Source organism: Cyanobium sp. Lug-B, from assembly GCF_024345635.1.
GTDB lineage: Bacteria > Cyanobacteriota > Cyanobacteriia > PCC-6307 > Cyanobiaceae > Cyanobium > Cyanobium minutissimum.
Map to the genome: position 1 here is coordinate 1 of NZ_JAGQBM010000007.1, position 22,068 is coordinate 22,068.

The 22,068-nt window shown below is 69.4% G+C and carries 19 protein-coding genes and 1 tRNA gene; 5 read left to right on the forward strand and 15 right to left on the reverse strand.

The window, feature by feature from the left end:
• On the forward strand, positions 1 to 791 hold a 791-nt coding region (locus KBY81_RS02865; RefSeq protein WP_254975536.1), incomplete at its 5' end, for a 2-oxo acid dehydrogenase subunit E2.
• Positions 792 to 823: 32 nt separating this feature from the next.
• A complete protein-coding gene (gene queA, locus KBY81_RS02870; RefSeq protein WP_254975537.1) occupies positions 824 to 1,963 on the forward strand; it encodes a tRNA preQ1(34) S-adenosylmethionine ribosyltransferase-isomerase QueA in 1,140 nt (379 codons plus the stop codon).
• A 52-nt stretch (positions 1,964 to 2,015) separates the two neighbouring features.
• On the opposite strand, the gene KBY81_RS02875 is transcribed toward queA, so the two are convergent.
• From KBY81_RS02875 to KBY81_RS02885, 3 genes are all read right to left on the reverse strand, one after another.
• Positions 2,016 to 2,615, reverse strand: coding sequence for a superoxide dismutase (locus tag KBY81_RS02875; RefSeq protein ID WP_254975538.1), 600 nt, complete (start codon positions 2,613 to 2,615; stop codon positions 2,016 to 2,018).
• A gap of 68 nt (positions 2,616 to 2,683) precedes the next feature.
• On the reverse strand, positions 2,684 to 3,355 hold the full coding sequence (locus tag KBY81_RS02880) for an FKBP-type peptidyl-prolyl cis-trans isomerase (protein ID WP_254975539.1): 672 nt from the start codon (positions 3,353 to 3,355) through the stop codon (positions 2,684 to 2,686).
• Between the two features lie 37 nt (positions 3,356 to 3,392).
• On the reverse strand, positions 3,393 to 3,734 hold the full coding sequence (locus KBY81_RS02885) for a phasin family protein (protein ID WP_106220635.1): 342 nt from the start codon (positions 3,732 to 3,734) through the stop codon (positions 3,393 to 3,395).
• A gap of 68 nt (positions 3,735 to 3,802) precedes the next feature.
• Here KBY81_RS02885 and KBY81_RS02890 point away from each other — a divergent pair, with 68 nt between their 5' ends.
• A complete protein-coding gene (locus KBY81_RS02890; protein ID WP_254975540.1) occupies positions 3,803 to 5,287 on the forward strand; it encodes an apolipoprotein N-acyltransferase in 1,485 nt (494 codons plus the stop codon).
• On the opposite strand, the gene KBY81_RS02895 is transcribed toward KBY81_RS02890, so the two are convergent.
• The 6 genes from KBY81_RS02895 to KBY81_RS02920 form a co-directional block, all read right to left on the reverse strand.
• Entirely contained in the window at positions 5,268 to 6,329 is a 1,062-nt protein-coding gene (locus KBY81_RS02895; RefSeq protein WP_106220637.1) for a mechanosensitive ion channel family protein, read from the reverse strand. The two genes, KBY81_RS02890 and KBY81_RS02895, sit on opposite strands and share 20 nt — an antisense overlap.
• A 194-nt stretch (positions 6,330 to 6,523) precedes the next feature.
• Entirely contained in the window at positions 6,524 to 8,416 is a 1,893-nt protein-coding gene (locus KBY81_RS02900; protein ID WP_254975541.1) for a M48 family metallopeptidase, read from the reverse strand.
• Between the two features lie 113 nt (positions 8,417 to 8,529).
• On the reverse strand, positions 8,530 to 10,086 hold the full coding sequence (locus tag KBY81_RS02905) for a mechanosensitive ion channel family protein (RefSeq protein WP_254975542.1): 1,557 nt from the start codon (positions 10,084 to 10,086) through the stop codon (positions 8,530 to 8,532).
• Between the two features lie 59 nt (positions 10,087 to 10,145).
• Positions 10,146 to 10,865, reverse strand: coding sequence for a hypothetical protein (locus tag KBY81_RS02910; protein ID WP_254975543.1), 720 nt, complete (start codon positions 10,863 to 10,865; stop codon positions 10,146 to 10,148).
• 98 nt (positions 10,866 to 10,963) lie between these two features.
• Positions 10,964 to 11,974: a helix-turn-helix domain-containing protein gene (locus KBY81_RS02915; protein ID WP_106220640.1), complete on the reverse strand. Its 1,011-nt coding sequence runs from the start codon at positions 11,972 to 11,974 to the stop codon at positions 10,964 to 10,966.
• Positions 11,971 to 12,495, reverse strand: coding sequence for a type IV pilin-like G/H family protein (locus KBY81_RS02920; protein WP_254975544.1), 525 nt, complete (start codon positions 12,493 to 12,495; stop codon positions 11,971 to 11,973). The genes KBY81_RS02915 and KBY81_RS02920 overlap by 4 nt, the downstream gene beginning before the upstream one ends.
• A gap of 266 nt (positions 12,496 to 12,761) precedes the next feature.
• Between KBY81_RS02920 and KBY81_RS02925 the strand changes: the two genes are divergently transcribed.
• Together KBY81_RS02925 and KBY81_RS02930 are read left to right on the forward strand one after the other, a co-directional pair.
• The gene (locus KBY81_RS02925; protein WP_396103649.1) at positions 12,762 to 13,781 is read left to right on the forward strand and encodes a formylglycine-generating enzyme family protein; all 1,020 of its coding nucleotides are present in this window, start codon (positions 12,762 to 12,764) and stop codon (positions 13,779 to 13,781) included.
• Entirely contained in the window at positions 13,774 to 16,338 is a 2,565-nt protein-coding gene (locus KBY81_RS02930) for an arylsulfatase (protein WP_254975545.1), read from the forward strand. Before KBY81_RS02925 ends, KBY81_RS02930 begins: the two co-directional genes overlap by 8 nt.
• Positions 16,339 to 16,365: 27 nt before the next feature.
• Here KBY81_RS02930 and KBY81_RS02935 read toward each other — a convergent pair whose 3' ends face one another.
• The 6 genes from KBY81_RS02935 to KBY81_RS02960 all read right to left on the reverse strand — a co-directional run bounded on the left by KBY81_RS02935 (position 16,366) and on the right by KBY81_RS02960 (position 22,015).
• Complete coding sequence (locus tag KBY81_RS02935; protein ID WP_254975546.1) at positions 16,366 to 16,791, reverse strand: hypothetical protein; 426 nt, start codon at positions 16,789 to 16,791, stop codon at positions 16,366 to 16,368.
• Between the two features lie 149 nt (positions 16,792 to 16,940).
• Positions 16,941 to 18,518, reverse strand: coding sequence for an APC family permease (locus tag KBY81_RS02940; RefSeq protein WP_254975547.1), 1,578 nt, complete (start codon positions 18,516 to 18,518; stop codon positions 16,941 to 16,943).
• Positions 18,519 to 18,635: 117 nt separating this feature from the next.
• Positions 18,636 to 18,708: transfer RNA gene (locus tag KBY81_RS02945), tRNA-Ala, on the reverse strand.
• Positions 18,709 to 18,772: 64 nt separating this feature from the next.
• Positions 18,773 to 19,387, reverse strand: coding sequence for a transcriptional repressor LexA (lexA, locus tag KBY81_RS02950; RefSeq protein WP_106220655.1), 615 nt, complete (start codon positions 19,385 to 19,387; stop codon positions 18,773 to 18,775).
• Positions 19,388 to 19,470: 83 nt separating this feature from the next.
• Positions 19,471 to 20,433, reverse strand: a complete 963-nt coding sequence (gene argF, locus KBY81_RS02955) for an ornithine carbamoyltransferase (RefSeq protein WP_254975548.1) — start codon at positions 20,431 to 20,433, stop codon at positions 19,471 to 19,473.
• A 46-nt stretch (positions 20,434 to 20,479) separates the two neighbouring features.
• Positions 20,480 to 22,015, reverse strand: a complete 1,536-nt coding sequence (locus KBY81_RS02960; protein ID WP_106220657.1) for a glycosyltransferase family 39 protein — start codon at positions 22,013 to 22,015, stop codon at positions 20,480 to 20,482.
• Positions 22,016 to 22,068: the final 53 nt, after the last annotated feature.

A 22,068-nucleotide genomic window follows, 5' to 3' on the forward strand; every position in this document is an offset into this window, starting at 1 on the left:
CGGTGAGCGTGCCCCGGGTGGACGAAGGCACCGCCCCGGCTATGGCCGCCCCGGCCGGCAATGGCGCAGCGGCCGCCCCAGCCGCCCCCGCCCCCGCCGGCCAGGCCTTCGGCCGCGCCGGTGAGACGGTGGCCTTCAACACCCTGCAGCAGGCGGTCGTTCGCAACATGAACGCCAGCCTGGCGGTCCCCTGCTTCCACGTCGGCTACACGATCACCACCGACCGGCTCGACGCCTTCTACAAGCAGGTGAAGGCCAAGGGCGTCACGATGACGGCCCTGCTGGCCAAGGCCGTGGGTGTCACCCTGGCGCGCCATCCCCAGGTCAACGCCTCCGCCACGGATGCCGGCATGACCTACCCGGCCTCTGTCAACGTGGCCGTGGCCGTGGCCATGGATGACGGCGGCCTGATCACGCCGGTGCTGGCCGCCGCCGACCGCACCGACCTCTATTCTCTCTCACGCCACTGGGCCGACCTGGTCGCCCGCTCCCGCTCCAAGCAGCTCAAGCCGGAGGAGTACACCACCGGCACCTTCACCCTCTCCAACCTGGGCATGTTCGGCGTCGATCGCTTCGACGCGATCCTGCCCCCGGGCACCGGCGCCATCCTGGCGGTCGCCGCCTCCCGGCCCGTGGTCGCGGCCCTCAAGGACGGTTCGATCGCCGTGCGCCGCCAGATGCAGGTGAACCTCACCGCCGACCACCGCGTCATCTACGGCACCCATGCCGCCGCCTTCCTCAAGGATCTCGCCGACCTGATCGAAAACCGGCCCGAAAGCCTGGCCCTCTAGGGCGCTGCATCGCCGCCCAGCCCGCCAACCCGATGCGCGCCCCTGCCTCTGTGCCGGATCCCGCCGACCTGCGCCTGTCCAGCTACGACTTCGCCCTGCCGCAGGAACGGATCGCCCAGCGGCCGGTGGAGCCCCGGCACGCCGCGCGGCTGCTGGCGGTGGATCCGGCGGGGGTTGGGCCCGCCCCCCATGCCCGCCACCTCAGCGCCTGGGATCTGCAGCACGAACTCCGGCCCGGCGATCTGCTGGTGGTGAACGACACCCGGGTGCTGAGGGCCCGGCTGGAGGCCCGGCGGTCCGGCGGCGGTGCGGTGGAGTTGCTGGTGCTCGAGCCCTGGCCGGCCGGGGCGGGCCTGTGGCTTTGCCTGGCGCGGCCCGCCAAGAAGCTGCGGCCCGGTGACCGCCTGGAGGTGGTGGCCGAGGGCCAGCCGCCCCTGACGGTGGAGGTGGTGGGCAGCGATCCCTCCACCGGCGGCCGCATCGTGCAGTTCCCGCGGGAATGCGCCGATGCAGCGGCCCTTGAGCCCCTGCTGGTGCAGTACGGCGCCATCCCCCTGCCGCCCTACATCCACGAACACGACGCCAGCGACAACGAGCGCTACCAGACCCGCTACGCCGCCCGTCCCGGGGCCGTGGCCGCCCCCACCGCCGGCCTGCACCTCAGCGACGAGTTGCTGGCGGCGATCCGGGAACGGGGTGTCGGGGTGGCCACCACCACCCTGCACGTGGGCCTGGGCACGTTCCGGCCGATCGAAACGGAAGACCTGAGCGCCCTGGAGCTTCACAGCGAATGGGTGGAGGTGAGCCCACAGCTGGTGGAGGCGGTGGCGGCCTGCCGGGCGGCGGGCGGCCGGGTGATCGCCATCGGCACCACCTCGGTGCGCAGCCTGGAGGCCGTGGCCCAGCTGCACGGCGGCGAGCTCCGCCCCCACACCGGCCCGGTGAACCTGGTGATCCAGCCCGGCTACCGCTTCGCCGTGGTGCAGGGGCTACTCACCAACTTCCACCTGCCGAAGAGCTCACTGCTGCTGCTGGTGAGTGCCCTGATCGGCCGCGATCGCCTGCTGGCCCTCTACGGCGAGGCGATTGGGCGCCGGTACCGCTTTTTCTCCTACGGCGATGCCATGTGGATCGCGCCGGAGGCGGTGCTGCCAGGGGCCCGGCCAGCCTGAAAAAAAAGCCCCCGGGGATCCCCGGAGGCTGGTGGTTGGAGCCGAAGCCTGATCAGGAGGCGGCCAGGTTGGCGGCCACGAAGTCCCAGTTGACCAGCTTGTCGAGGTAGGTGGTCATGTAGTCGGGACGGCGGTTCTGGTAGTCGAGGTAGTAGGCGTGCTCCCAGACGTCCATGGTGAGCAGGGCCTTCTGACCATGGGCCAGGGGCAGGTCGGCGTTGGCGGTCTTGGTGATCTTGAGGCTGCCGCCATCGAGCACCAGCCAGGCCCAGCCGCTGCCGAACTGGGTGGCACCGGCGGTCTTGAACTGCTCGACGAAGGCCTCGTAGCTGCCGAAGTCGGCGGCGATCTTCTCGGCCAGCGCACCGGTGGGGGCGCCGCCGCCGCCGGGCTTCATGCACTGCCAGTAGAAGCTGTGGTTCCAGACCTGGGCGGCGTTGTTGAACACACCGGCCTTGGAGGCGTCACCGGCCACCGCCAGGATCACTTCTTCGAGGCTCTTGCCTTCGAGCTCGCCACCCTCGATCGCCTTGTTCAGGTTGGTGACGTAGGCGGCGTGGTGCTTGCCGTGGTGGAACTCCAGCGTTGAGCGTGAAATGTGGGGCTCGAGTGCGTCGAGGCCGTAGGGCAGTTCGGGCAGCTGGTGAGCCATGGGAGATGGTTTGGTTTCGCGGCATTGTAACGATCGTCACCCGAAACCTGGCTGCCCGGGGCCGGGCCTCAGCCCTTGACCTCCAGCAGCTCCACCTCGAACACCAGGGTGGCGTTGGGGGGGATCACACCGCCGGCGCCCCGCTCGCCGTAGGCCAGATCGGGGGGGATGACCAGCTTGCGCTTGCCACCCACCTTCATGCCGGCCACGCCCTCGTCCCAGCCCCGGATCACCCGGCCGGCGCCGAGGGGGAAGGAGAAGGGGCCGCGGCCGTAGCTGCTGTCGAATTCCTTGCCGTTGGTGAGGGTGCCGCGGTAGTTGACCACCACGGTCTGGCCGCTCCTGGCCTCGGCGCCTTCGCCCAGGGTCAGGTCGGTGATGCGCAGGCCGCTGGGGGTGGTGCGCTCGGTGGGGGAGACGAGCTCGCCGCCCAGGGCCGCGGCCCCGCCGGAGGCCAGGTCGGCGCTGGAGGAGTCGGGAGCCATGGTGAACAGGGTGGGGTTGGGGACGTCCGGGTCGAGTTCGAGGGGGGCCGCCACGGCCTCTCTGGCCTCCGCTGCGGCGGCAGCGTTCGCCTGGGGCGCGGTGGCGGGGCCGGAGCGGGCCAGGGCCTGCTGGACGCCGGCCTCGGCAGGGGCCGGTGCGGCGGCCTCCACCTGGGAGGGCGACACCAGCTGGCTGACGAAGGCCAGCATCAGACAGGCTACGCAGACCATCGAGCTGATCAGGATGTCGCGCATGCGGAAGGACCCGGATGGGGGGATTCTGCCAGTGCGATCAGTCGGTCCCTTCGCCGCTGTTCTGGCGTTGCCGCAGGGTCTGCTCCAGCCGGTCGATGCGGCCGCGCAGCTCGTCCAGCTCCCGCTGCCGGGCCAGTCCCAGGTCCTGCAGCAGCTGGTCGCGGTTGCGCTCCAGCTGGCGTTCCGCCTGCTGCTCCACCTCCGGCGTCTCGCCCCGCAGGGCGCGCATGACGTCCTCCACCAGGGCGGAGGCGTGGCTGGGGTCGAGGCGGCCGCTGCTCACCCATTCCTGGCTGACGTACTTGAGCCGGTCGGCCACCAGCGAGGTGGTGCCGAGGCCGCGCAGCAGCAGCATCTGCAGCAGATTGCCCTGGTCCATGAAGGAGGTTTCCTTGGGGAAACGGTGTGACGCTTCCCTGACCTTGGCGCCTCCCGGGCCCGGCGACCATGGGCAATGACCGGCGTATCGGCTGGGTCGCCGGCGCCGGCGGCGGGCTGCTGGCGGGGGTGGCCCTGCCGCCGGTGGGCTGGCCCTGGCTGCTCTGGCCCGCCGTGGTGCTGCTCTGGTCCTTGACGGAGAGCCGCGGGGGGCCGGCGGGGCAGCGGTTCCGGCGCGGCGGGCTGTGGGGGCTTGCGGCGGTGCTGGTGAGCCATCGCTGGCTGCTCTGGCTCCATCCCCTCGACTGGATCGGGGTGCCGGGTCCCCTGAGCCTGCCGATCTGCCTGGTGCTGTGGCTGGCCATCGGCCTGGCCGCCGCCCTGCTGGTGGGGGGCTGGACCGCCCTGGTGGGCCGGCTCGATCCCGCCCGGCCCAGCACGGCGCTGCTGGCGGCGGCCGTCTGGGGCCTGGCCGAGGTGCTCCTGGCCAAAGGTCCCCTGTTCTGGCTGGGGCTGGGGGCGGCAGCGCTGCCGGGGGACCGGGCCCTGGCCGGCCTGGCGGCCCTGGGGGGAGCCGGGTCCCTGGCGGCGCTGCAGCTGCTGATCGGCTGGGGCCTGTGGCGGGCGCTGCGGGCCCTGCCCGCCCAGCGGAGCCGCTGGCTGCTGGCCACCCTGGGGCTGGTGGTGGGCTGCCATCTGGCCGGCCTGGCCCTGCTGGCCCAGGCTGCGGCCCCTCCCGGCGGACGGGCCGAGCGCTGGCTGGTGGTGCAGCCGGCCATCCCCACCCGGGAGAAGTTCGAGGCCGACCAGCAGCGCCGGCTGCTGCTGCAGCTGGCCTCCGCCCAGCGGCAGGCGGCCACGGCTGAGCCGCCGGTGCAGGGGGTGCTGCTGCCGGAGGGTTCCCTGGCGCTTGGCCAGCCGTTGCCGCTGGCGGCGCCGGTGGAGGTGCTCAGCGGCGGCTTCCGCCGCGAGGGGGTGGAGCTGCGCAGCAGCCTGCTGCGCTTCGAGCCCGGCGAGCTGCGAGCCGGCGGAGGGATCGACAAGCACCGGGTGGTGCCCCTGGGCGAATGGGTGCCGCTGGCCGGCCTGTGGCGCTGGAGCGGCCTGTCGGCGGTGGGGGGGATCGAGCCGGGGCCGGCCTCCCGGCTGCTGGCGCGGCCCGGGGGGGATGTGGGGGTGGCTATCTGCTACGAGCTCTCCGATGGGGCGGCCCTGGCCGCCGCCACCCGCCAGGGGGCCCGCTGGCTGCTGGCCAGCGCCAACCTCGACCCCTACCCCCTGCAGCTGCAGGGGCAGTTCGCCGCCCTGGCCCAGCTGCGCGCCATCGAGACCGGCCGCTGGCTGGTGAGTTCCGCCAACACCGGCCCCAGCCTGCTGGTGGACTCCGGCGGCCGGGTGCTGGAGAAGCTGCCCCAGGGCCGCCCGGCCATCGGCCTGGTCACGGTGCAGCAGCGCACACCGCTCACCCCCTACGACCGCTGGGGCGAGGGGCCCCTGATCGCCCTCGCCCTGCTGGCGGGGGCCTGGCGCTGGGTCAGCCGGGCGCCGGGCTGATCCGGGGCGAAGCCGGATCCTGGGGTGAGGGAGCGAAGTCGATGCCCTGCGACTGGAACGCTTCGAGGATCCCGAGGTTGATGGCCTGCTGCAGATCCAGATAGACCGTGACATCGCTCTCGGGCACGAAGAACACGAACTGGAACTCCAGGGCGCCCTCGACGAAGCGGATGAAATGGCAGTGGTCGAAGGTGGCCGGTGGATGGGCCCGGACCACCCCCTCCACCAGCCCGGCGATGGATGCGGCTTTGTCCGCCGCCATCCGATCCGACAGGCGCAGGGTGTGGGCGACGCGACGACGGGGCAGATCGCCGAAGTTGCGGATCGTCTTCTGGAGCAGTTCCTCGTTGCCGATCACGATCCGTTCGCCGCTGAGGCTGCGGATCGAGGAGGAGCGGATGCCCACCCGCTCCACCGGGCCGAGCACGTCGGCAAAACCGATCAGATCGCCGATCTGGAACGGCTTGTCGATGACGATCGTGAGGTAGTTGATGAAGTGACTCATCGGCCCGCGCAGGGCCAGGCCGATCCCGATCCCGGCCCCCGCCAGCGAGGCGTAGACCGCGCCGAGGGGGACCCCCTGCTTCTGGAGAAACACCAGGGTTCCCAGCCCCCAGAACAGAGCACGGATCATCGGGGCCAGGGCCCGGAGGGTGCTGGTCTGCTCCTCCCGCCCGAGGCGCTGCAGCGACCGCTCCAGCAGCAGCAGCAGGCTGCGGTTGATCAGGCGCACCACGAGCACGGTCGCCACCAGCAGCGCCGCGCCCTCCACCAGACGATCCGGTCCGGGATCGACCCGGAGCACCTCCCAGCTGCGCACCAGGGACCGCCAGCCCCAGACCACCATGGCCAGGTAGCCCAGGGAGGCGAGGCTGCTCAGCAGCAGGGGCACGATCCGGGCGTCGCGCCCCAGGGCAGCGCCGGAGCGCCGGTCGAAGCGTCGCAGCCGGCTCCGCAGCAACCGCACCAGCAGCCACACGACCAGGGATCCCAGGAGCACCCTGGCGAGGGCCAGGAGCAGGGCAATCCCCGCCTCCTGCATCAATGGGGTCAAGGTCGGGCCTGCCAGTGCAGGGAAAGGGGGCGGGAGCGGGGGCTGGCTGGATTCATCGTGGCGAGTGAGAGCCCACGGTGATGGCGGTGGGGCTGTTCAGGGCATTGCTGTTCAGGGCATTGAACAGGCATCCAGAAGTCTAAAGTAGTGGGCTGTTGGCATGTTTTTCCCGGCCCATCTACTCACAGTCCCAGCGGCTGTCGCCTTGGGATGTAGCGGTGTGCCTTTGCATCTTCGAGGGCCAGTTTCAGGCTGGCCCATTCAGGGGCTAGCCTTGAGGCTGCTTGGTACTTTTTCAGGGCAGCCTTCCATTGCCCTTGCGAGGCAAGGCAATCACCCCATGCTTTCAGGGGATCTGCCCAGCCTGGGCCGCGTTTGGCCGCGGCAGCGAGTTTCTCCATGGCCGCCTTGGTTTGACCATGTCGCGCCAGCGCCGCCCCCCAGGAGTAGTAGCCGGCTGGCAGATCTGGAGCCATCCGGACAGACTCAGCATAGGCAAGTTGGGCATTTACCCAGTCACCTCTGCGATCGAGAATATCCCCTTTGAATCGCAGGCAGTTCACGTAGCGTCCAGCTTGCCGGAGGGTTTGATCAGCCTCCCGGGGACGCCCCGCCTCCTCCTGTGCCAGGGCCACCCAGCAGAGGTACCCAGGCATGTTGGCGGAAACCGTTCCCTTGCTTTCGTACTCGGATTTGAAGCTCTCCATTTCACGAAGGGCAAGGGTGGTGTTCCCCGTCAGTGCGGCAATGCGTCCCTGCACAAAATGGCTGCGCGCTTTGATGGTGGAATCGCTGGATGTTCCTGCCCCGAGGCTGAGATGAAAGCGGGCTCCATCCAGGTCATGCAGACGGGTGTCGATGAGGGCGATCACGGGATGACGTAGCTGGTTGCCGGAGCCGATCCCCTGGTACTGGAGAGCATCGTCAGCAAGAACGGCTCTCCAAGCCTGAAGGTTCCAGGTGAGTTGATTCCACTGCCCCGAGCCAAGTTCCTTCCTGGTGGTCGCACGTCCGCCTTGGCGTTGCAGATGCTTCTTGCCGTACTCCCAGGCCTCCTGCTCCCTTCCCATGACGACGGTCGTCAGCATGATGTTGTTGTGGACATTCCCGAAATCTTTCTTCAGGGCCAGTGCTTTCCCATAAAGGAAAAGGGAGTCTTTTGCCGGTTGTCCGATGTTCTGTAGCGCATTGGCCCATTGATTGAGAAGGTACGGTCGATCGGCCTCAGAGGTGCTGGGGAATGCTCGTTCGCTGAAGGCCACAGCCGCCTCGCTTTCGCCTTTGGCGATCAGCGACGAAACGTAGAGCGAGGGTTGCGTGTGCTCGAAAATGTACTCCGCTGCATCCCTGGTCAGTTTTTTTATGTCGTTGTTATCATTATTGAAGGATTGGGCGGGAATCGTCTCCCCTCGGACCGTGAGAATGAGTGCGCCATTCGAGCTTTGTACCAGATCTCCAGACACCGTGAGATCATGCCCCAGGCGTTGGCGGAGAAGATTTTCAAGATCTTGAATCGAGATACCAGTGGAAGGTAGTTCCAGTTCAATCTGGTTTGTCCAGGCATCTGACACCTTGCGCTTCTCCAGGCGACTGCGGGTACTTGACTGCAGCAGCGTGAGCTCGTCCAGGAGGCTGCTGGCAACCACCCTCCCGGACAGCCCCCTGTCAGCAAGCCGCGGCGGTGTGCTGAACTCCTTGATGACAATGGCCCGGGATCGCATGGCTTCGACGACAAGGACAAGAACACTGATTCCCAGCAGGCACGCCAACACGGCAATACAGGCCTGTGAGACGATCCGCAGCCGTTGACTGATCCTCTGGAGTTGCGTGATGTCGGCCTGTGCCTTGAGATAGGCAATCCGCAGAGGATGCTCGTCCCTCAGCTGCCGCTTCTGCAGAGCTTGCAGGGAGTCCTGATCGTCGGTCCGGCTGGCCTGCTGTGCGGAACGTCCGGCATCAGCGGTGCTTCCCAGTGCAAGGCCAGGCAAGGCAGCCTGCTCAATGGATTCCATCGCTGAACCTGCCGCTTCCTCTGCCTGGGGGTCGATGAAGTCGTTGAGATCCAGCTCTGGCATGGGGCCATTCCCTCCGCTTGCTTTCTGCTGGAGACCTCCTCATTCTTTAGCACTCCTTCCCGGCTGCCCCACCCTGGTCGTGGTCCCGGGCCCGGGTCAGGGACGGTGACTCTTCAGTCGTCCCCACTGGGCGCCATCGGCCCCAGCCGGTTCAGCAGGGCGTCGGTGATCTCGGCGGGGAACGCCACCTCGAGGCGCTCGTTGCGCAGATGCAGATCCCGCTGGGGGAACGGAATCGTCAATTCGTGACGGCGCAGGATCGCTTCGATGCGGAAGTTGAGCTCGCTGCGGATCTCATACTGACGCCGGGGTTGGTTGATCCAGACCAGCAACTGAAAATCCAGGCAGCTCTCGCCGAAACCCTTGAAGAACACCTGGGGTGATGGAGTGGCCAGGATGTCTCCGACGTCCACGCAGGCCTCCAGCAGGGCCCCACGCACGACCCGGCAATCGGAGCCGTAGGCCACGCCCACCGGAATCTTCAGCCGTGCCACCGAGCTGCCATGACTCCAGTTGACGACGCGGGACTCGAGGAACTCCACATTGGGCACAAGGATCGAAATGCGGTCGAGGGTCACCACCTCGGTGCTGCGCAGATTGATGTGGGTCACGGTGCCCTGCAGGTCTCCCACTTCGATGAAGTCGTTCACCTTGATGGGCCGCTCGAACATGATGATCAGGCCGCTGATCAGGTTCCTGGCGATCCCCTGCAGGCCCAGCCCCACCCCCACCCCCAGGACGCTGGCGAACAGGGCCAGGGAGGTGAGATCGAGGCCCCAGAGCTGCAGCAGCACCAGCGTTCCGAGGAACAGCAGGCCGTACTGCAGCAGGAAGGCGATGGCCTCCTGGGAGCCGGGTTCGATCCCCGTGCGCTGCAGGACCCGGATCCGCAGCAGGCCTTTGAGGAACGCCACCCCGCGCACCAGCACGAGGAAGAGCGCCACCAGGATGAGGGCGTCGAGGACGGAGTAGCGGTGTCCCCCCAGGGGCAGGAAGGGGGAGCCCAGGCTTTCGGTGAGGGCCTCCAGCAGGCGGCTGGTCAGCAGCCGGGTGAGGGGGAAGAAGCCAGCGATCATCAGGATCGCCGCCACCCAGAGGCCAAGCCGCAGCAGCACCAGGACCCCATGGAGCAGCCAGTCCCTGGGTCGCAGGGGTTGGCCGCTGCTGGAGTCACCGGCCAGCGGCTGGGTGAGGGCCGAGGGCAGGTAGCGCCGCCACAGCAGCCACAGCAGCCGGTGCAACAGGAGCATGGCCCCAAGGATCCCCAGGGAGACGGGGACCATGCGGGCCAAATAGGCGGGCTGACGCTGGCGTCTCCCCCGCTGGATGGCGGCGGTGAGGCTTTGGCGCCACACCCCAGCCTGGCCCTGCACCGACAGCCCCTCCTGCGTGTCGCGGCGGGTCACCGTGAGGATCACCGCGCCATCGAGGGTGATCACCGGCAGGTTATGGAGCTCCTGCACCCCGATCCTGGCCGGGCTCCCGGTCGCGACCGCCTCCTGCAGCAGACGGTTGGCCCGCTCCACCCGTTCCTCGCCCGAGTACTCCTTGGAGGTGCTGACCGGGAACAGCCTGACGCCGTCCAACTGGAGAAAGGCCGGGGCCCCAGGCCGCTCCTGGGCAACGGCTCCATCGAAGGGAGCCAGAACCAGCAGAAGGGCGAGGGCCACCAGGGCCAGCAGAAGGCTGCCGCGGCGCCGGGGCCAGGCGCGCCTCGGCCGGGCGTACCTCAGGTGAGCACCGGCAGGGAGCCCTGGCCGGCCGGCCGGGAGACCAGGATCTTGCGCAGGGCCAGGCGGGCGGTCGCGTCAGGGAGCTCGAGCTGGCCGTCGCTGTCGCAGTCGGTGGCGGTGCCGTTTCCGGTGGCGTCGGGCTCCGCCGTGGCCTGGGGCTCCTCCTGGGGGTCGAGCAGGTCGATCACGGCCTGGCGCACCCCCGCGAGGCGCCGTTCCAGCCTGAGGCGCGTCCGCTGTTCGTTCTCCAGGTCCTGCAGGAGGGTCCGGCGCTCGCGCTCCGCGGCCTCCTGTTGCTCGGCTTCCCTGGCTGCAGCGGCCTCGGCGGCCTCCTGGAGGCGAAGGTGCCACGCCTCCTCGCGCTGCCGGTCCCGCTCCCGCTCGGCCTCCTCCAGGGCCGCCTGCTCCTGTTCGGCGATGGCCAGCTGCTGACGGATGGCCTCGTGGAAGCGCTCCACCTCCGCCTCGGCCAGGCGCCGGCCCTCGAGGGCCTCGGCCAGTTCGGCCTCGAGCCGTTCCCGCTCCAGCCGGGCCTCCTCCCGCTCGGCCGCCACCTCGTGGGCCCGGGTGGCGGCGGCGGCCTCCAGGTGGCGCCGGAAGCGGCGCTCCTGTTCCAGTTCCTCACGCAGGGCGTCGACTTCGCTGGTGGTGGCGGCGATCAGGCTCTGGGCCTGGGCGGTGAGGGCCTCGACCGCCTGGGTGAAGGAGCTGGACATGGGGAGGCTCGGGGGACGGATGCTGGCTTTGCTCTAAGTCTGCAAAGGGAAGCCTGTCGGTAGCGAAGCGCTCCTCCACCGGTGGGCGGCCGGTCGCCTCAGCCGGCGTCGAGGCGCGAACGGCGCAGCAGCTGCGAGGGGGTGAGGCCGTAGCTCTCCCGAAACCGGGCGGCGAATGATGACATCTGCACGAAGCCATGCCGGCGGGCGATGGCGGCCACGGTCTCGCCCGGCTGGGCCCGCAGCAGATCGGCGTGCACCGCGCTCAGCCTTTGGCGCTTCACCCACTGCATGGGGCTGCAGCCGAACCGCCGTTGGAACAGATACTGCAGGTTGCGCTGCGAGTAAGCGCTGCGCCGGCTGAGTTCCGTGGCGGTGATCGGGGCGTGCAGGTTGGCCCGGATCCACTCCAGCAGGTCGTCGAAGGGGCGGTCCCGGCGGTGATCGGCGATCGCCTGATCGATCCCGTTCAGCACCTCAGGGCAGACGATGGCCGCCACCAGCCGGAACAGCAGATCTTCGAGCTGGCAGGTCCGCAGCCCCCCCACCGAGCGCAGCAGCGGAGCCTCCAGCATCCGCAACGCCAGGTGGAGATGGTGGAGCAGGTCGGCCTGCTGCGGTGAAGCGCTGCCATCCACCCGCAGGGTGCGCTCGAAGGCCGGCCCACAGCCACCGACGCCGGCGCCGAAGCCGCCGATGGCGGCGGCCGTCTCGGCCAGCCGCCGGCGATCGAGACAGATCATCACCTCCTCGAAGGTGCCGGTGCTGGCCGTGAAGGCGGCGCCGGGCAGGTAGGCCGCCATCGGGCCGGCCTCGAGCTTCAGCCGCTGGCCGTCGCTGGTCACCTCGCCAACGCCGGCCAGCGGCAGAGTGAGGGTGGCGACCGGCGAATCGTCGAAGCCGATCTCCAGCGGGGAGTGGCGGCTGCAGGACACCGCGATCTGCCCCACGTGGAGGATGCCGCTGCGATGGAAGAAGCCGCCGCTGCGTTGACTCTCGAGAAAGGCGTTGAGGGGGAAGTCCCGCGCCACCCGATCGAGCAGGGCGGCGGGGTCGTTGACCTCCACCGCCCGTGACTCCAGCAGCGTCAGCGGAACCGTGGCCGTCATTCGTTGACGATCGAGGCGGTGACCTCGACCGAGGCATCGCCGCACTGCACGATCCGGCCGCTCGGATTGGCCACCAGGGTGCCGAGCACGAGCTGGGGGTCCGCCGGACGGATCTGGCCCGGCTGGATGTTCATGCAGATGATCGTCGTGATCCGGGGATTCTGGGTGGGTGTCAGGAAGGCCGCCCCCACATAGGCGTTGAGCTGACCCGTCTTGGCGGTCTGGGCCGGAATCACATAGCTATAGGCCGCTTCGGTGGTGGTGCGAACGGCGTAATTGAAGGAGGCCGGCAGGGCGATGCCGAAATCCTGCTGGATGTTCGAGACCGTGGCCCGGAAGGCGCCGTTCTTCTGGTAGTAGGTGCGCTGCGCCTCCATCATCCGGGCCACGGCATTGAGCGCCGCCGCCTGATCGGGGCTCGCCTGTGGCTGGGCCCCGGCGCCGGGGCAGGCCATGGCGAGGCCGAGGAGCAGGCTGGCGAGCAGCGTCGGGCTGCCGTGACGGCGAAAGGGGGAGGTCATGGGCGGGGGGGCGATTCTCGGACGGGTCAGCGTGCCATGGTCCCCGCCAATGCTGACAGGATCCGCCTGACACTTTTGCGCCTCTGCGACAGTCTTGCCGTCCTGCGTTCGATGGCGGCCGCGGGCCCGTGGTAAGGCGGCTGCGTCATGCCAATCGGCAGTGCCAAGGAGTGTGTCGAAGGTGATCGATGTGACCCTGAACCGCTCACTGACGCCCCCACAATGCGGGCCGTGAGCCATCCGCAGGGCGCAGCGAATCCGTGTTTGTGCATCGTCCTGAGGACTGGGGCTTGGCGGTGCTGGCCGCCCTGCTCATCCTGGCTTTGGGGATGGGCGTGGTGCTGCTGTGGCCCGCCCCCGCCCCGGCAGCGGACCCCTGCCCGCCGTCGATGGCCCCGATCCCCGGCGGCCGCTACCGCATCGGCGCGGCGGGCCGTCTGCCGGAGGAGGCGGAGTCGGAGGCGCCGGTGCGTCTGCAACCCTTCTGCATCGGCCGCACCGAGGTGACCAACCGCGCGTTTGCCGCCTTCGTGGCCGCCACGGGCTACCGGACCCAGGCGGAGCAGCCCCTGCCCCCGGAGCAGTTCCCGGAGCTCTCCGACGCCGAGCGCCGCCCGGGCTCGGTGGTGTTCCGGCCGCCCTCCCCCGGCGAGCCCCTGGCGGAGCTCAGCTGGTGGCAGTGGGTGCCCGGGGCCGACTGGCGCCACCCCGAGGGCCCGGGCAGTTCCATCGACGACCGGCTCGACCACCCGGTGGTGCAGGTGTCGCTGGCGGATGCGGAGGCCTACGCGGCCTGGGCCGGCGCCGCCCTCCCCAGCGAGGCCCAGTGGGAGTTCGCCGCCCGGGGTGGGCTGCGGGATCGGGCCTTCAGCTGGGGCAACACCTGGCGGCCCGGCCTGGCCAACACCTGGCAGGGGGAGTTTCCCGTCAGCAACACCGCCGACGATGGCTTCAGCGGCACCGCTCCGGTGGGCCGCTTTCCCCCCAACGGCTACGGACTCCAGGACATGACCGGCAATGTCTGGGAGTGGACGGCGGACTGGTACCGGCCCGGCCACGACCGCCTCGCCGGCCAGGACGACCCGGTGCTGGCCGACCCGGCCGCCAGCAGCGATCCGCGGGAGCCCGGGGTGGCCAAGCACGTCATCAAGGGGGGCTCCTTCCTATGCGCCCCCAACTACTGCAGCCGCTACCGGCCGGCGGCGCGGGAGGCCGAAAGCCCCGACACCGGCACCTCCCACATCGGTTTCCGACTCGTTTTCCCCGCCCTGACGACCCATGGCTGAGCGTCCCCTGACCCGCTTGAGCGCCGTGCTCGGCCGCCTGCTGCGGCGCCTGGTGCCGGCGTGCCTGGCCCTGGCCCTGGTGGGCTGGTCGTTCAGGGCCGTGCCGGCCCTGGCCCAGCGGATCACCGGCACGCCCGGAGCCCCGAATGCCACCACCACAATCTCCGGCACCCAGCTGCCGGCCCCGGCGCCCCCCTTCGGCGGGGTGATCAAGGACGGGGCGCTGCAATCGAAGCCCTGGTGGGCGCCCCGGATCACGCCGCCCCAGAGCGCCCCGAACGTGCTGCTGATCCTCACCGACGACGCCGGTTTCGGTGTGCCCAGCACCTTCGGCGGCGTCATCCCCACCCCGGCGATGGAGCGCGTCGCCAAGGCGGGCCTGCGGTACAACCGCATGTTCTCCACGGCCCTGTGCTCTCCCACCCGCGCCGCCCTGATCACCGGCCGCAACCACCACTCCGCCGGCTTCGGCGTGATCTCGGAGCAGTCCACCGGCTTCCCCGGCTACAACAGCATCATTGAGCGGGACAAGGCCACGATCGGCCGCCTTCTCAAAGACAACGGCTATTCCACCGCCTGGTTCGGCAAGGACCACAACGTGCCGGCGTTCCAGGCCAGCCAGAGCGGCCCGTTTGACCAATGGCCCACGGGGATGGGCTTCGAATACTTCTACGGCTTCGTGGGTGGGGACGCCAATCAGTGGCAGCCCAACCTGTTCCGCAACACCACCCAGATCTATCCCTTCGAGGGCAAGGAGCCAGGCAGCTGGAACCTGGTCACGGAGATGGCCGATGACGCCATCGACTACATGGCGCGGATGCACCAGATCAACCCCAGCAAGCCGCTGTTCATCAAGTACGCCCCCGGGGCCACCCATGCTCCCCACCACCCCACCAAGGAGTGGGTGGATCGGATCCATGCCATGCATCTCTTTGATGACGGCTACGAGAAGCTGAGAGAGCGCATCTTCGCCAACCAGAAGAAACTCGGTGTGATCCCCAAGGACGCCAAGCTCGACCCCTGGCCCGCCGATGTGATCACGCCCTGGGACCAATTGAGCCCAGAGGCCCAGAAGCTGTTCATCCGCCAGGTGGAGGTGTTCGCCGCCTACGCCGCCTACAGCGACTATGAAATTGGCCGGGTGATCCAGCAGTTCGATGACCTCGGCAAGCTCGACAACACGCTGATCATCTACATCAACGGCGACAACGGCACCAGCGCCGAAGGCGGGCCCCTGGGCACCCCCAACGAGGTGGCTTTCTTCAACGGCCTCAACAAGCTGCCCGTCGAGGTGCAGATGAAGTTCTACGACGTGTGGGGCACCGATCTCACTTACAACCACATGTCGGCGGGTTGGAGCTGGGCCTTAGACACCCCGTTCAGCTGGTTTAAGCAGAATGCCTCGCGGCTCGGTGGCGTGAACCAGAACATGGTGGTGTCGTGGCCGGCGCGCATCAAGGACAGGGGTGGCCTGCGCGAGCAGTTCGTGCATGTGATCGACGTGGTGCCCACGATCCTGGAGGCGGCGGGCTTACGGGCACCCGAGGTGGTGGATGGGATCCCCCAGAAGCCAATTGAGGGCACCAGCTTTGTGTATACCTTCGACAGCAAGAACACCAAGGCGCCCTCGCGCCACAAGACCCAATACTTCGAGATGATGGGTCAGTGGGCGCTCTACAACGAGGGCTGGCTGCTGAGCACCAAGGTGAACCGGGCCCCCTGGGACGCCTTCGGCCCGGCCAACCCCGATCCGCTCAACAACCAGACCCTGGAGCTCTACAACCTCAACAACGACTTCAGCCAGACCACCGACCTGGCAACCCAGAACCCCGGCAAGCTGAAGGAGATGAAGGCGGCCTTCATCGCCGAGGCCAACAAATACCAGGTGTTCCCGCTCGATGCCTCGGTGGCGGCCCGGATCGTGGCCCCCCGGCCCAACATCACCGCCGGCCGCACCGAGTTCGTCTACACCCATCCGATGGTGGGCCTGCCCCAGGGGGATTCGCCCCTGCTGCTCAACACCTCCTACAGCGTCAGCGCCGACATCGAGGTGCCTGCTGGCGGTGCCGAGGGCATGCTGCTCACCTCTGGCGGCCGCTTCGGCGGCTACGGCTTCTACCTGAAGAACAGCAAGCCCGTGTGGGTCTGGAACATGGTGGATCTGGAGCGCCTCAAGTGGGAGGGCACCGAGGCCCTTGCCCCCGGCAAACACAAGGTGGTGTTCGATTTCGTCTACGACGGCAAGGGGGCCGGCACCCTGGCCTTCAACGACTTCAGCGGCGTTGGCCGCCCTGGCACCGGCACCCTCAAGGTGGACGGCAAGGCGGTGGCCACCAAAACCATGGCCAAGACCCTGCCGATGATCCTGCAGTGGGACGAGAGCTTCGACGTGGGCTCCGACACCCTCACCGGCGTCAACGACGCCGACTACCAGCCGCCGTTCCGCTTCACCGGCAACCTCGACAAGCTCACGATCAAGCTGGATCGGCCCAAGCTGTCGCCGGAGGAGATCAGGAGCCTGGAGGCGGCCATGCGCACGAAGGCGGCCAGTGAGTGAGGCGGGGGGCCACAGCCCTGATCCGGTTCATGGCGTGGCGGTCGTGGGGGCACACAGCCGCCGCCATTCCCCCAGGGCCTCGCCGGCGGCGTAGAACTTCCGCAGGCCCATCGCCGCGTCGTAGCGCTGCTTCTGCGGCGAGCCGGCCCAGGTGGCGGCGGGGCAGCTCTGGGGAGCGGCTCCAGCCTTGGGAGGCTGTTCGGCCGCATCGACCCCCAGTCGCAGCCGGAACAGGCCTTCCTGGCCGTACTGCTGCCGGAAGGCCTCGCGATCGATCGGCGCCAGGGAGCTGGTGTTGGGTTCCACGATGCCGTCGGCTTTACCGACAGCCGGGGAGAGCAACGCCAGGACCACCCCCATCCCTGTGGCAATCCGCAGGGCGTGCCCGGTGAGTCGCGCAGCGATGGCCACCCGGAAGGGATCGTGGGGGAATGGACCGGACGTTGCCTCCATGGGGCCAAGGGCCAAGGGTCCGGTCATCCTGTTCGCCGCACCATCGGAAAACGTTCCCGACCAGCCAGATGGCTCACAGCACCTGGGTGGATCCTCTTCTCCCCGCCCAGGCGTCGAGGTTGAAGCGCCCTTGCCAAGCGTCCCGACGGTCAGTCGTTGCCGACCCCTGCCCACGGGGACACTGCGACCAACCGGGAGTGCACCGCCAGGGGGAACACCAGCAGCGCCCAGGCCGCCAGCAGGCCCAGCTCGGCGGCCAGCCCCAGCGGCCAGGCAGTGATGGCCACCAGGCCCCCGAGATAAAGGAACCACCACAGCCCCTGGCGGAAATGCAGCGGGCCGTGGGGCGGCTCCTCGCCCTGGCGTGCGCCAGCGGCCCGGCCCCTGAGGGCGAGCAGCACGAAGCCGACGGCCGGCAGCAGCACGATCAGCACAGCGCCGCGCAGGGCGGTGGTGCCGCACCAGCTGATCGCCCAGGTGGCCAGCACGAAGGCCAGGGGGCACCACAGGCCGGCCCAGGGCAGGCGGTAGGGCCGGGTCCTGTCCGGCAACTGCCGGCGCAGGGCGGCCAGGCTCACCGGACCCATGGCCAGGGCAATCACCAGGGTGGCGGTGAGCAGACTCACCACGTTCTGCCAGCCGGGCCCGATCAGCAGCAGGCCGATGCCCAGGACCAGGCTGATCACCAGGGCCACCGACGGGACCGCCTGGCGATTGATCCGGCCGAGCACGTTGGGCAGCAGCCCGCAGCGCCCCATCATCCAGCCCACCCGGGAGGCGGCCCCCATGTAGGCCATGGCGGTGGCCGTGGGTGACACCACCGCATCCAGGAGCAGCAGCCGGCCGACCCAGCCCAGGCCCAGCCCCAGGGCCAGGGCCACCAGCGGCCCGCCGTGGGCGCTGAGGCGGAGCGCGGCCCAGCCGCCGCCGAGCTGCCCGGGGGGGACGGCCACGAGAAAGGCCAGCTGCAGCAGCAGGTAGATCAGCAGCGAGAGACCCAGGCCCAGGGCCATGGCGACGGGCACGGTGCGCTGCGGCTGGCGGGCCTCCCCGGCCAGGTCCATGGCGGTGCGAAAGCCCAGCAGCGAAAACAGAATGCCGCCGCTGCTGATGGCCCGCACCATGCCCTCCAAGGTGGTCCCCACCGGTTGAGCCAGGGGCACAAGGTTGCCCCAGTGGCCAGCCGTCAACATCAGGGTGATCGAGACGACCAGGGGCACCACCAGCTTCCAGCTGGTGAGACCGTCGATCCAGCGGGCCAGCCAGCCCACGCCGGCCAGGTTGACCCAGGCCAGCAGCACCAGCAGCAGGCTGGCGAGGGCCAGGCCGGCGCCGCTGAGCACCTGGCCGGCGCCCTGGTCGGCGGTGAGCCAGGGAGCACTGCTGGCCAGGTACTGCATCACCGCCATCACCTCAATGCTGGGCAGGGCCAGGTAGGAGACCCAGGCGCACCAGCCGCCGATGAAACCGGCGGTGCGGCCGTGGCTGAGCAGGGGGATCTGGGCCAGGGCGCCGGAGCTGCTCAGCAGGGAACCCAGCTCGGCAAACACCAGGGCCAGGGCGAAGGCCAGCAGCCCGCCCAGCAGCCAGGCGCCGAGGGCGGCCGGACCGGCGAAACGCGCGGCATAGAAGGGGGCGAACAGCCAGCCCGAACCGATGGTGCTGGTGACCACCGCCAGGGTCAGCGAGCGGAGGCCGAGCTGGCGGGAGAGGCCGGTGTCGCTCATCAGGGCGCTGGCGCCACAGGATCAGGCCCATCCTGCAGGTGCTTGGCCCCACACGCTTGCTCGTAGCCATCGTGGGAACGACGCCAATGACCGTCTATGGGCACGATCATCACGAAATGGAGCCAAGCGGACTCGAACCGCTGACCCCCTGCATGCCATGCAGGTGCTCTACCAGCTGAGCTATGGCCCCATTGGTGCTCCGGTTGCCCGGTGCATGAGGAGCTTACAACGTGGGGGGTGCGGGCCCGGTCCCTTCAGACCTGACGCCAGACCGCCACCAGACGGCCCTGCACGCTCACCTGGTCAGCGGGCAGGAGGATCGGTGCGTAGGCGGGGTTGGCGGCCTCCAGCCGCACCTGGGCCCCCTGGCGGTGGAAGTGCTTGAGGGTGGTGCCGCTGCCGGGCACCAGGGCGCTCACGATCGTGCCCTCCCGCAGCCGGGAGGGGTCGGCCACCGGCTCCATCAGCACCACGTCGCCATCGGCGATGTGGGCGTCCACCATCGAGTCGCCGTTGACGGTGAGGGCGAACAGGCCGCGGGTGTCGAGCACCGGGGCCAGGTCGAGGTGATCCTGGACGTCGTCGAAGGTCTCCACCAGGCCGCCGGCGGCCACGGCCCCGAGCACCGGGATGCCCGGGTGGCTTTCGCCGAGCAGCTGCAGGGTCCGCGCCTGGCCCTCCTGCCAGGTGATCCAGCCCTTCTGCTGCAGGTGGCGCAGGCGGCTCTGGATCGGCGCCGGCGACCGCAGGCCCATGGCCTCCATCATCTGACGGATCGAAGGGCTGTGGCGGTGGCTGCCGATGTAGTCGGCGAGCCAGTCGTAGAGCTGCCGCTGGGCCTCGGTGAGTTCCTGGTGGGTGGCGACCACGGGCAGTACGGATGAACCAGTCCCTTTCTGCCATCCCGCGCGCGGTTTGTCCAGGCCCGGGCTTGCGCCTGCCGGTGGCGCCCTCAGTCGCCGACGCCCCCCAGCAGGGTGGCGAGCAGGGCCTGCTGCACGTGCAGGCGGTTCTCCGCCTGGTCGAACACCCGGCTGGCGGCCCCCTCGATCACCCCGGCGCTGATCTCCTCGCCGCGGTGGGCGGGGAGACAGTGCAGCACGATCGCCCGTGGGTCGGCCTCGGCCAGCAGGTCCTCGTCGAGGCACCAGCCGGCGAAGGCCCGCTCCCGCTGGGCCTGCTCCTCCTCCTGCCCCATCGACGCCCACACATCGGTGTAGAGCACATGGGCCCCCCGGGCCGTTGCCACGGGGTCCTGCAGCACGCTGATCGAGCTCCGCCCGCCGGCCAGGGACCGGGCCTGCGACACCACCGCCGGGCTGGGGGCGAAGCCGTCGGGGCTGCCGATGCGCACGTCCATCCCCATCAGGGCCCCGACGAGCATCAACGAGTGGGCCATGTTGTTGCCGTCCCCCACGTAGGCCAGGGTGAGGCCGTGCAGGTCGGTGGGGCCATGGCCGAAGCGCTCCTGGATCGTCAGGGCATCGGCCAGGGCCTGGCAGGGGTGCTCCAGGTCGGTGAGGGCGTTGATCACCGGGATCGAGGCCCAGTGGGCGTAGTCGACCAGGTCCTCCTGGGCGAAGGTGCGGATCGCCAGGGCATCGCAGTAGCGGCTCAGCACCCGGGCGGTGTCGGCGATCGGCTCGCCCCGGCCCACCTGGGTGACGGCCGGGTTGAGGTCGATCGTCTGGCCACCCAGCCGGGCCATGGCGACGATGAAGCTCACCCGCGTGCGGGTGGAGGCCTTGGAGAAGATCAGCCCCAGCACCCGGCCGGAAAGATCGATGCGTCGCTCGCCGCTCTTCAGCTGGCGGGCCAGCTCCAGCAGCGCCAGGGTCTGGGGACCGTCGAGGTCGGCCGAGGAGAGCAGATCCCCGCCCCTGAGGGCGGCGAGCGGGGCTGAGGGGGACACCATGGCCCACGTCCCAAAGAACCCTTATGCGAGATCGACCCCCCCCACGTCAAGGGGGACAGGGGCGCAGCCCGTGGCGTGTCGGCTGCGCCGGGCTGCTGCGGGGCAGCAGGATGAACGACCTGGCCTGCCAGGCTCCCGGTGCCTCCCAGCAGGCCATGGCCGGGTTGGCACCGCTCAGTTCCTTCATCCCCTGCCGGCTGCCGTGGAACGCCAGCAGCGGCTGCTCCAGCGGGGCGGGGGCCGCTGGGTCCCGCTGCTCCAGATCCCGCAGCTGGCCGGGCCGGAAGTAGGTGCCCATCAGGGCATCGGGGCGCCAGCCCGTGCTCCAACAGCCGCCCTCACAGACGCCGGTGCTGTTCACGAAGGCCGCCATGGCCCGATAGTTCTCCAGTGGTGCCCGTTTGTCCGCCAGCATCCGCTGCCCGATCTGCAGCTGCAGCAGCAGCACGGCCACCAGCAGAACGGCCAGCGAGCTGCGGCGGAAGCGGCCCAGACTGGCGGTCAGCTCCCAGCCCGTGCCCACCAGGTAGGCCACGGCCGGCAGCACCACGATGGTGTACCTGGCCTGGCTCATGGGCCTGATCGGATCGATCATCAGCATCAGAGCCAGGAACAGGCCGATTACCAGCAGCAGGTAGCGGGCCTCCCCCAGGGACTGGGGCAGCTGGTGGGTCGGCGCCATCAGGAAGCGGCGCAGGTTCCGCCAGGAGCCGAAGGCGCAGCCGATCCCCACCACCAGTCCGAGCAGGCCCAGCTGGGCCAGGGTTCCCTGGTGGAGGTCCAGCAGGGGAAGCAGGCCGCGGCTGAACTGCCTCAGGGTGCCGGTGACCGGCTCCACCTCGATCCAGTCGATCCGTTGGAACTTGGCGCCCACCGGGCTGACCAGGCCATGGGCGAGGGGCGGCAGCAGCAGCAGCAGCCCCAGGACGGCCGCTTCCCGCCGCCGCCGCAGCACCTGCCCATCGACGCTGCTCACCGCCAGCACCACCAGCACGAACAGCAGCGAGAAATAGTGCGTCAGGGACAGCAGCACGCAGGCGAGCCGGAATCCCCAGCGCAGGGCGGCCTCGTGGTGTCCCCTTTGCTGACGCAGCAGCAGGGCCGTGCCCAGCATCAGCGTCGACAGCGCCAAGGAGAGGGCGTAACTGCGCGCCTCCTGGGCATAGAAGAGAAAGGAGGGGCTGGTGCCGAGGAAGGCCACGGTCGCCAGACGGCGGCCGCTGCCGCGCCCGGAACTGCACAGAGCGGCAATCCCCAGGCCGAGGGCCGCGATCAGAAAGCTGAGGCTGCGGGTGGCGGTTTCCCCTTGGCCGAAGACCCCGATCCAGAGCTTCAGCAGGACCTGATAGAGGGGCGGATGGGTGTCGGGGAGCAGCCAGTCCCGGATCAGCACACCCCAGTCGGCGCTGCTGGCGGCCACCGACCAGATCTCATCGGACCAGTAGGAATAGGCCGTTGTCAGGCCCTGTCCGGCGGCCCAGAGGCAGCCGAGGATCAGAACGGCGGTCAGGAGCCGATGGGGCGGGCGCTGGAGCGGTCGGGTGGCGGCTGGGGGACCCGGAGGCTCTGTCCCGACCACCATCACACCGCTGCAGGAGACCAGTGCCGGGACATTAGGCCTGATTCAGGCCCACC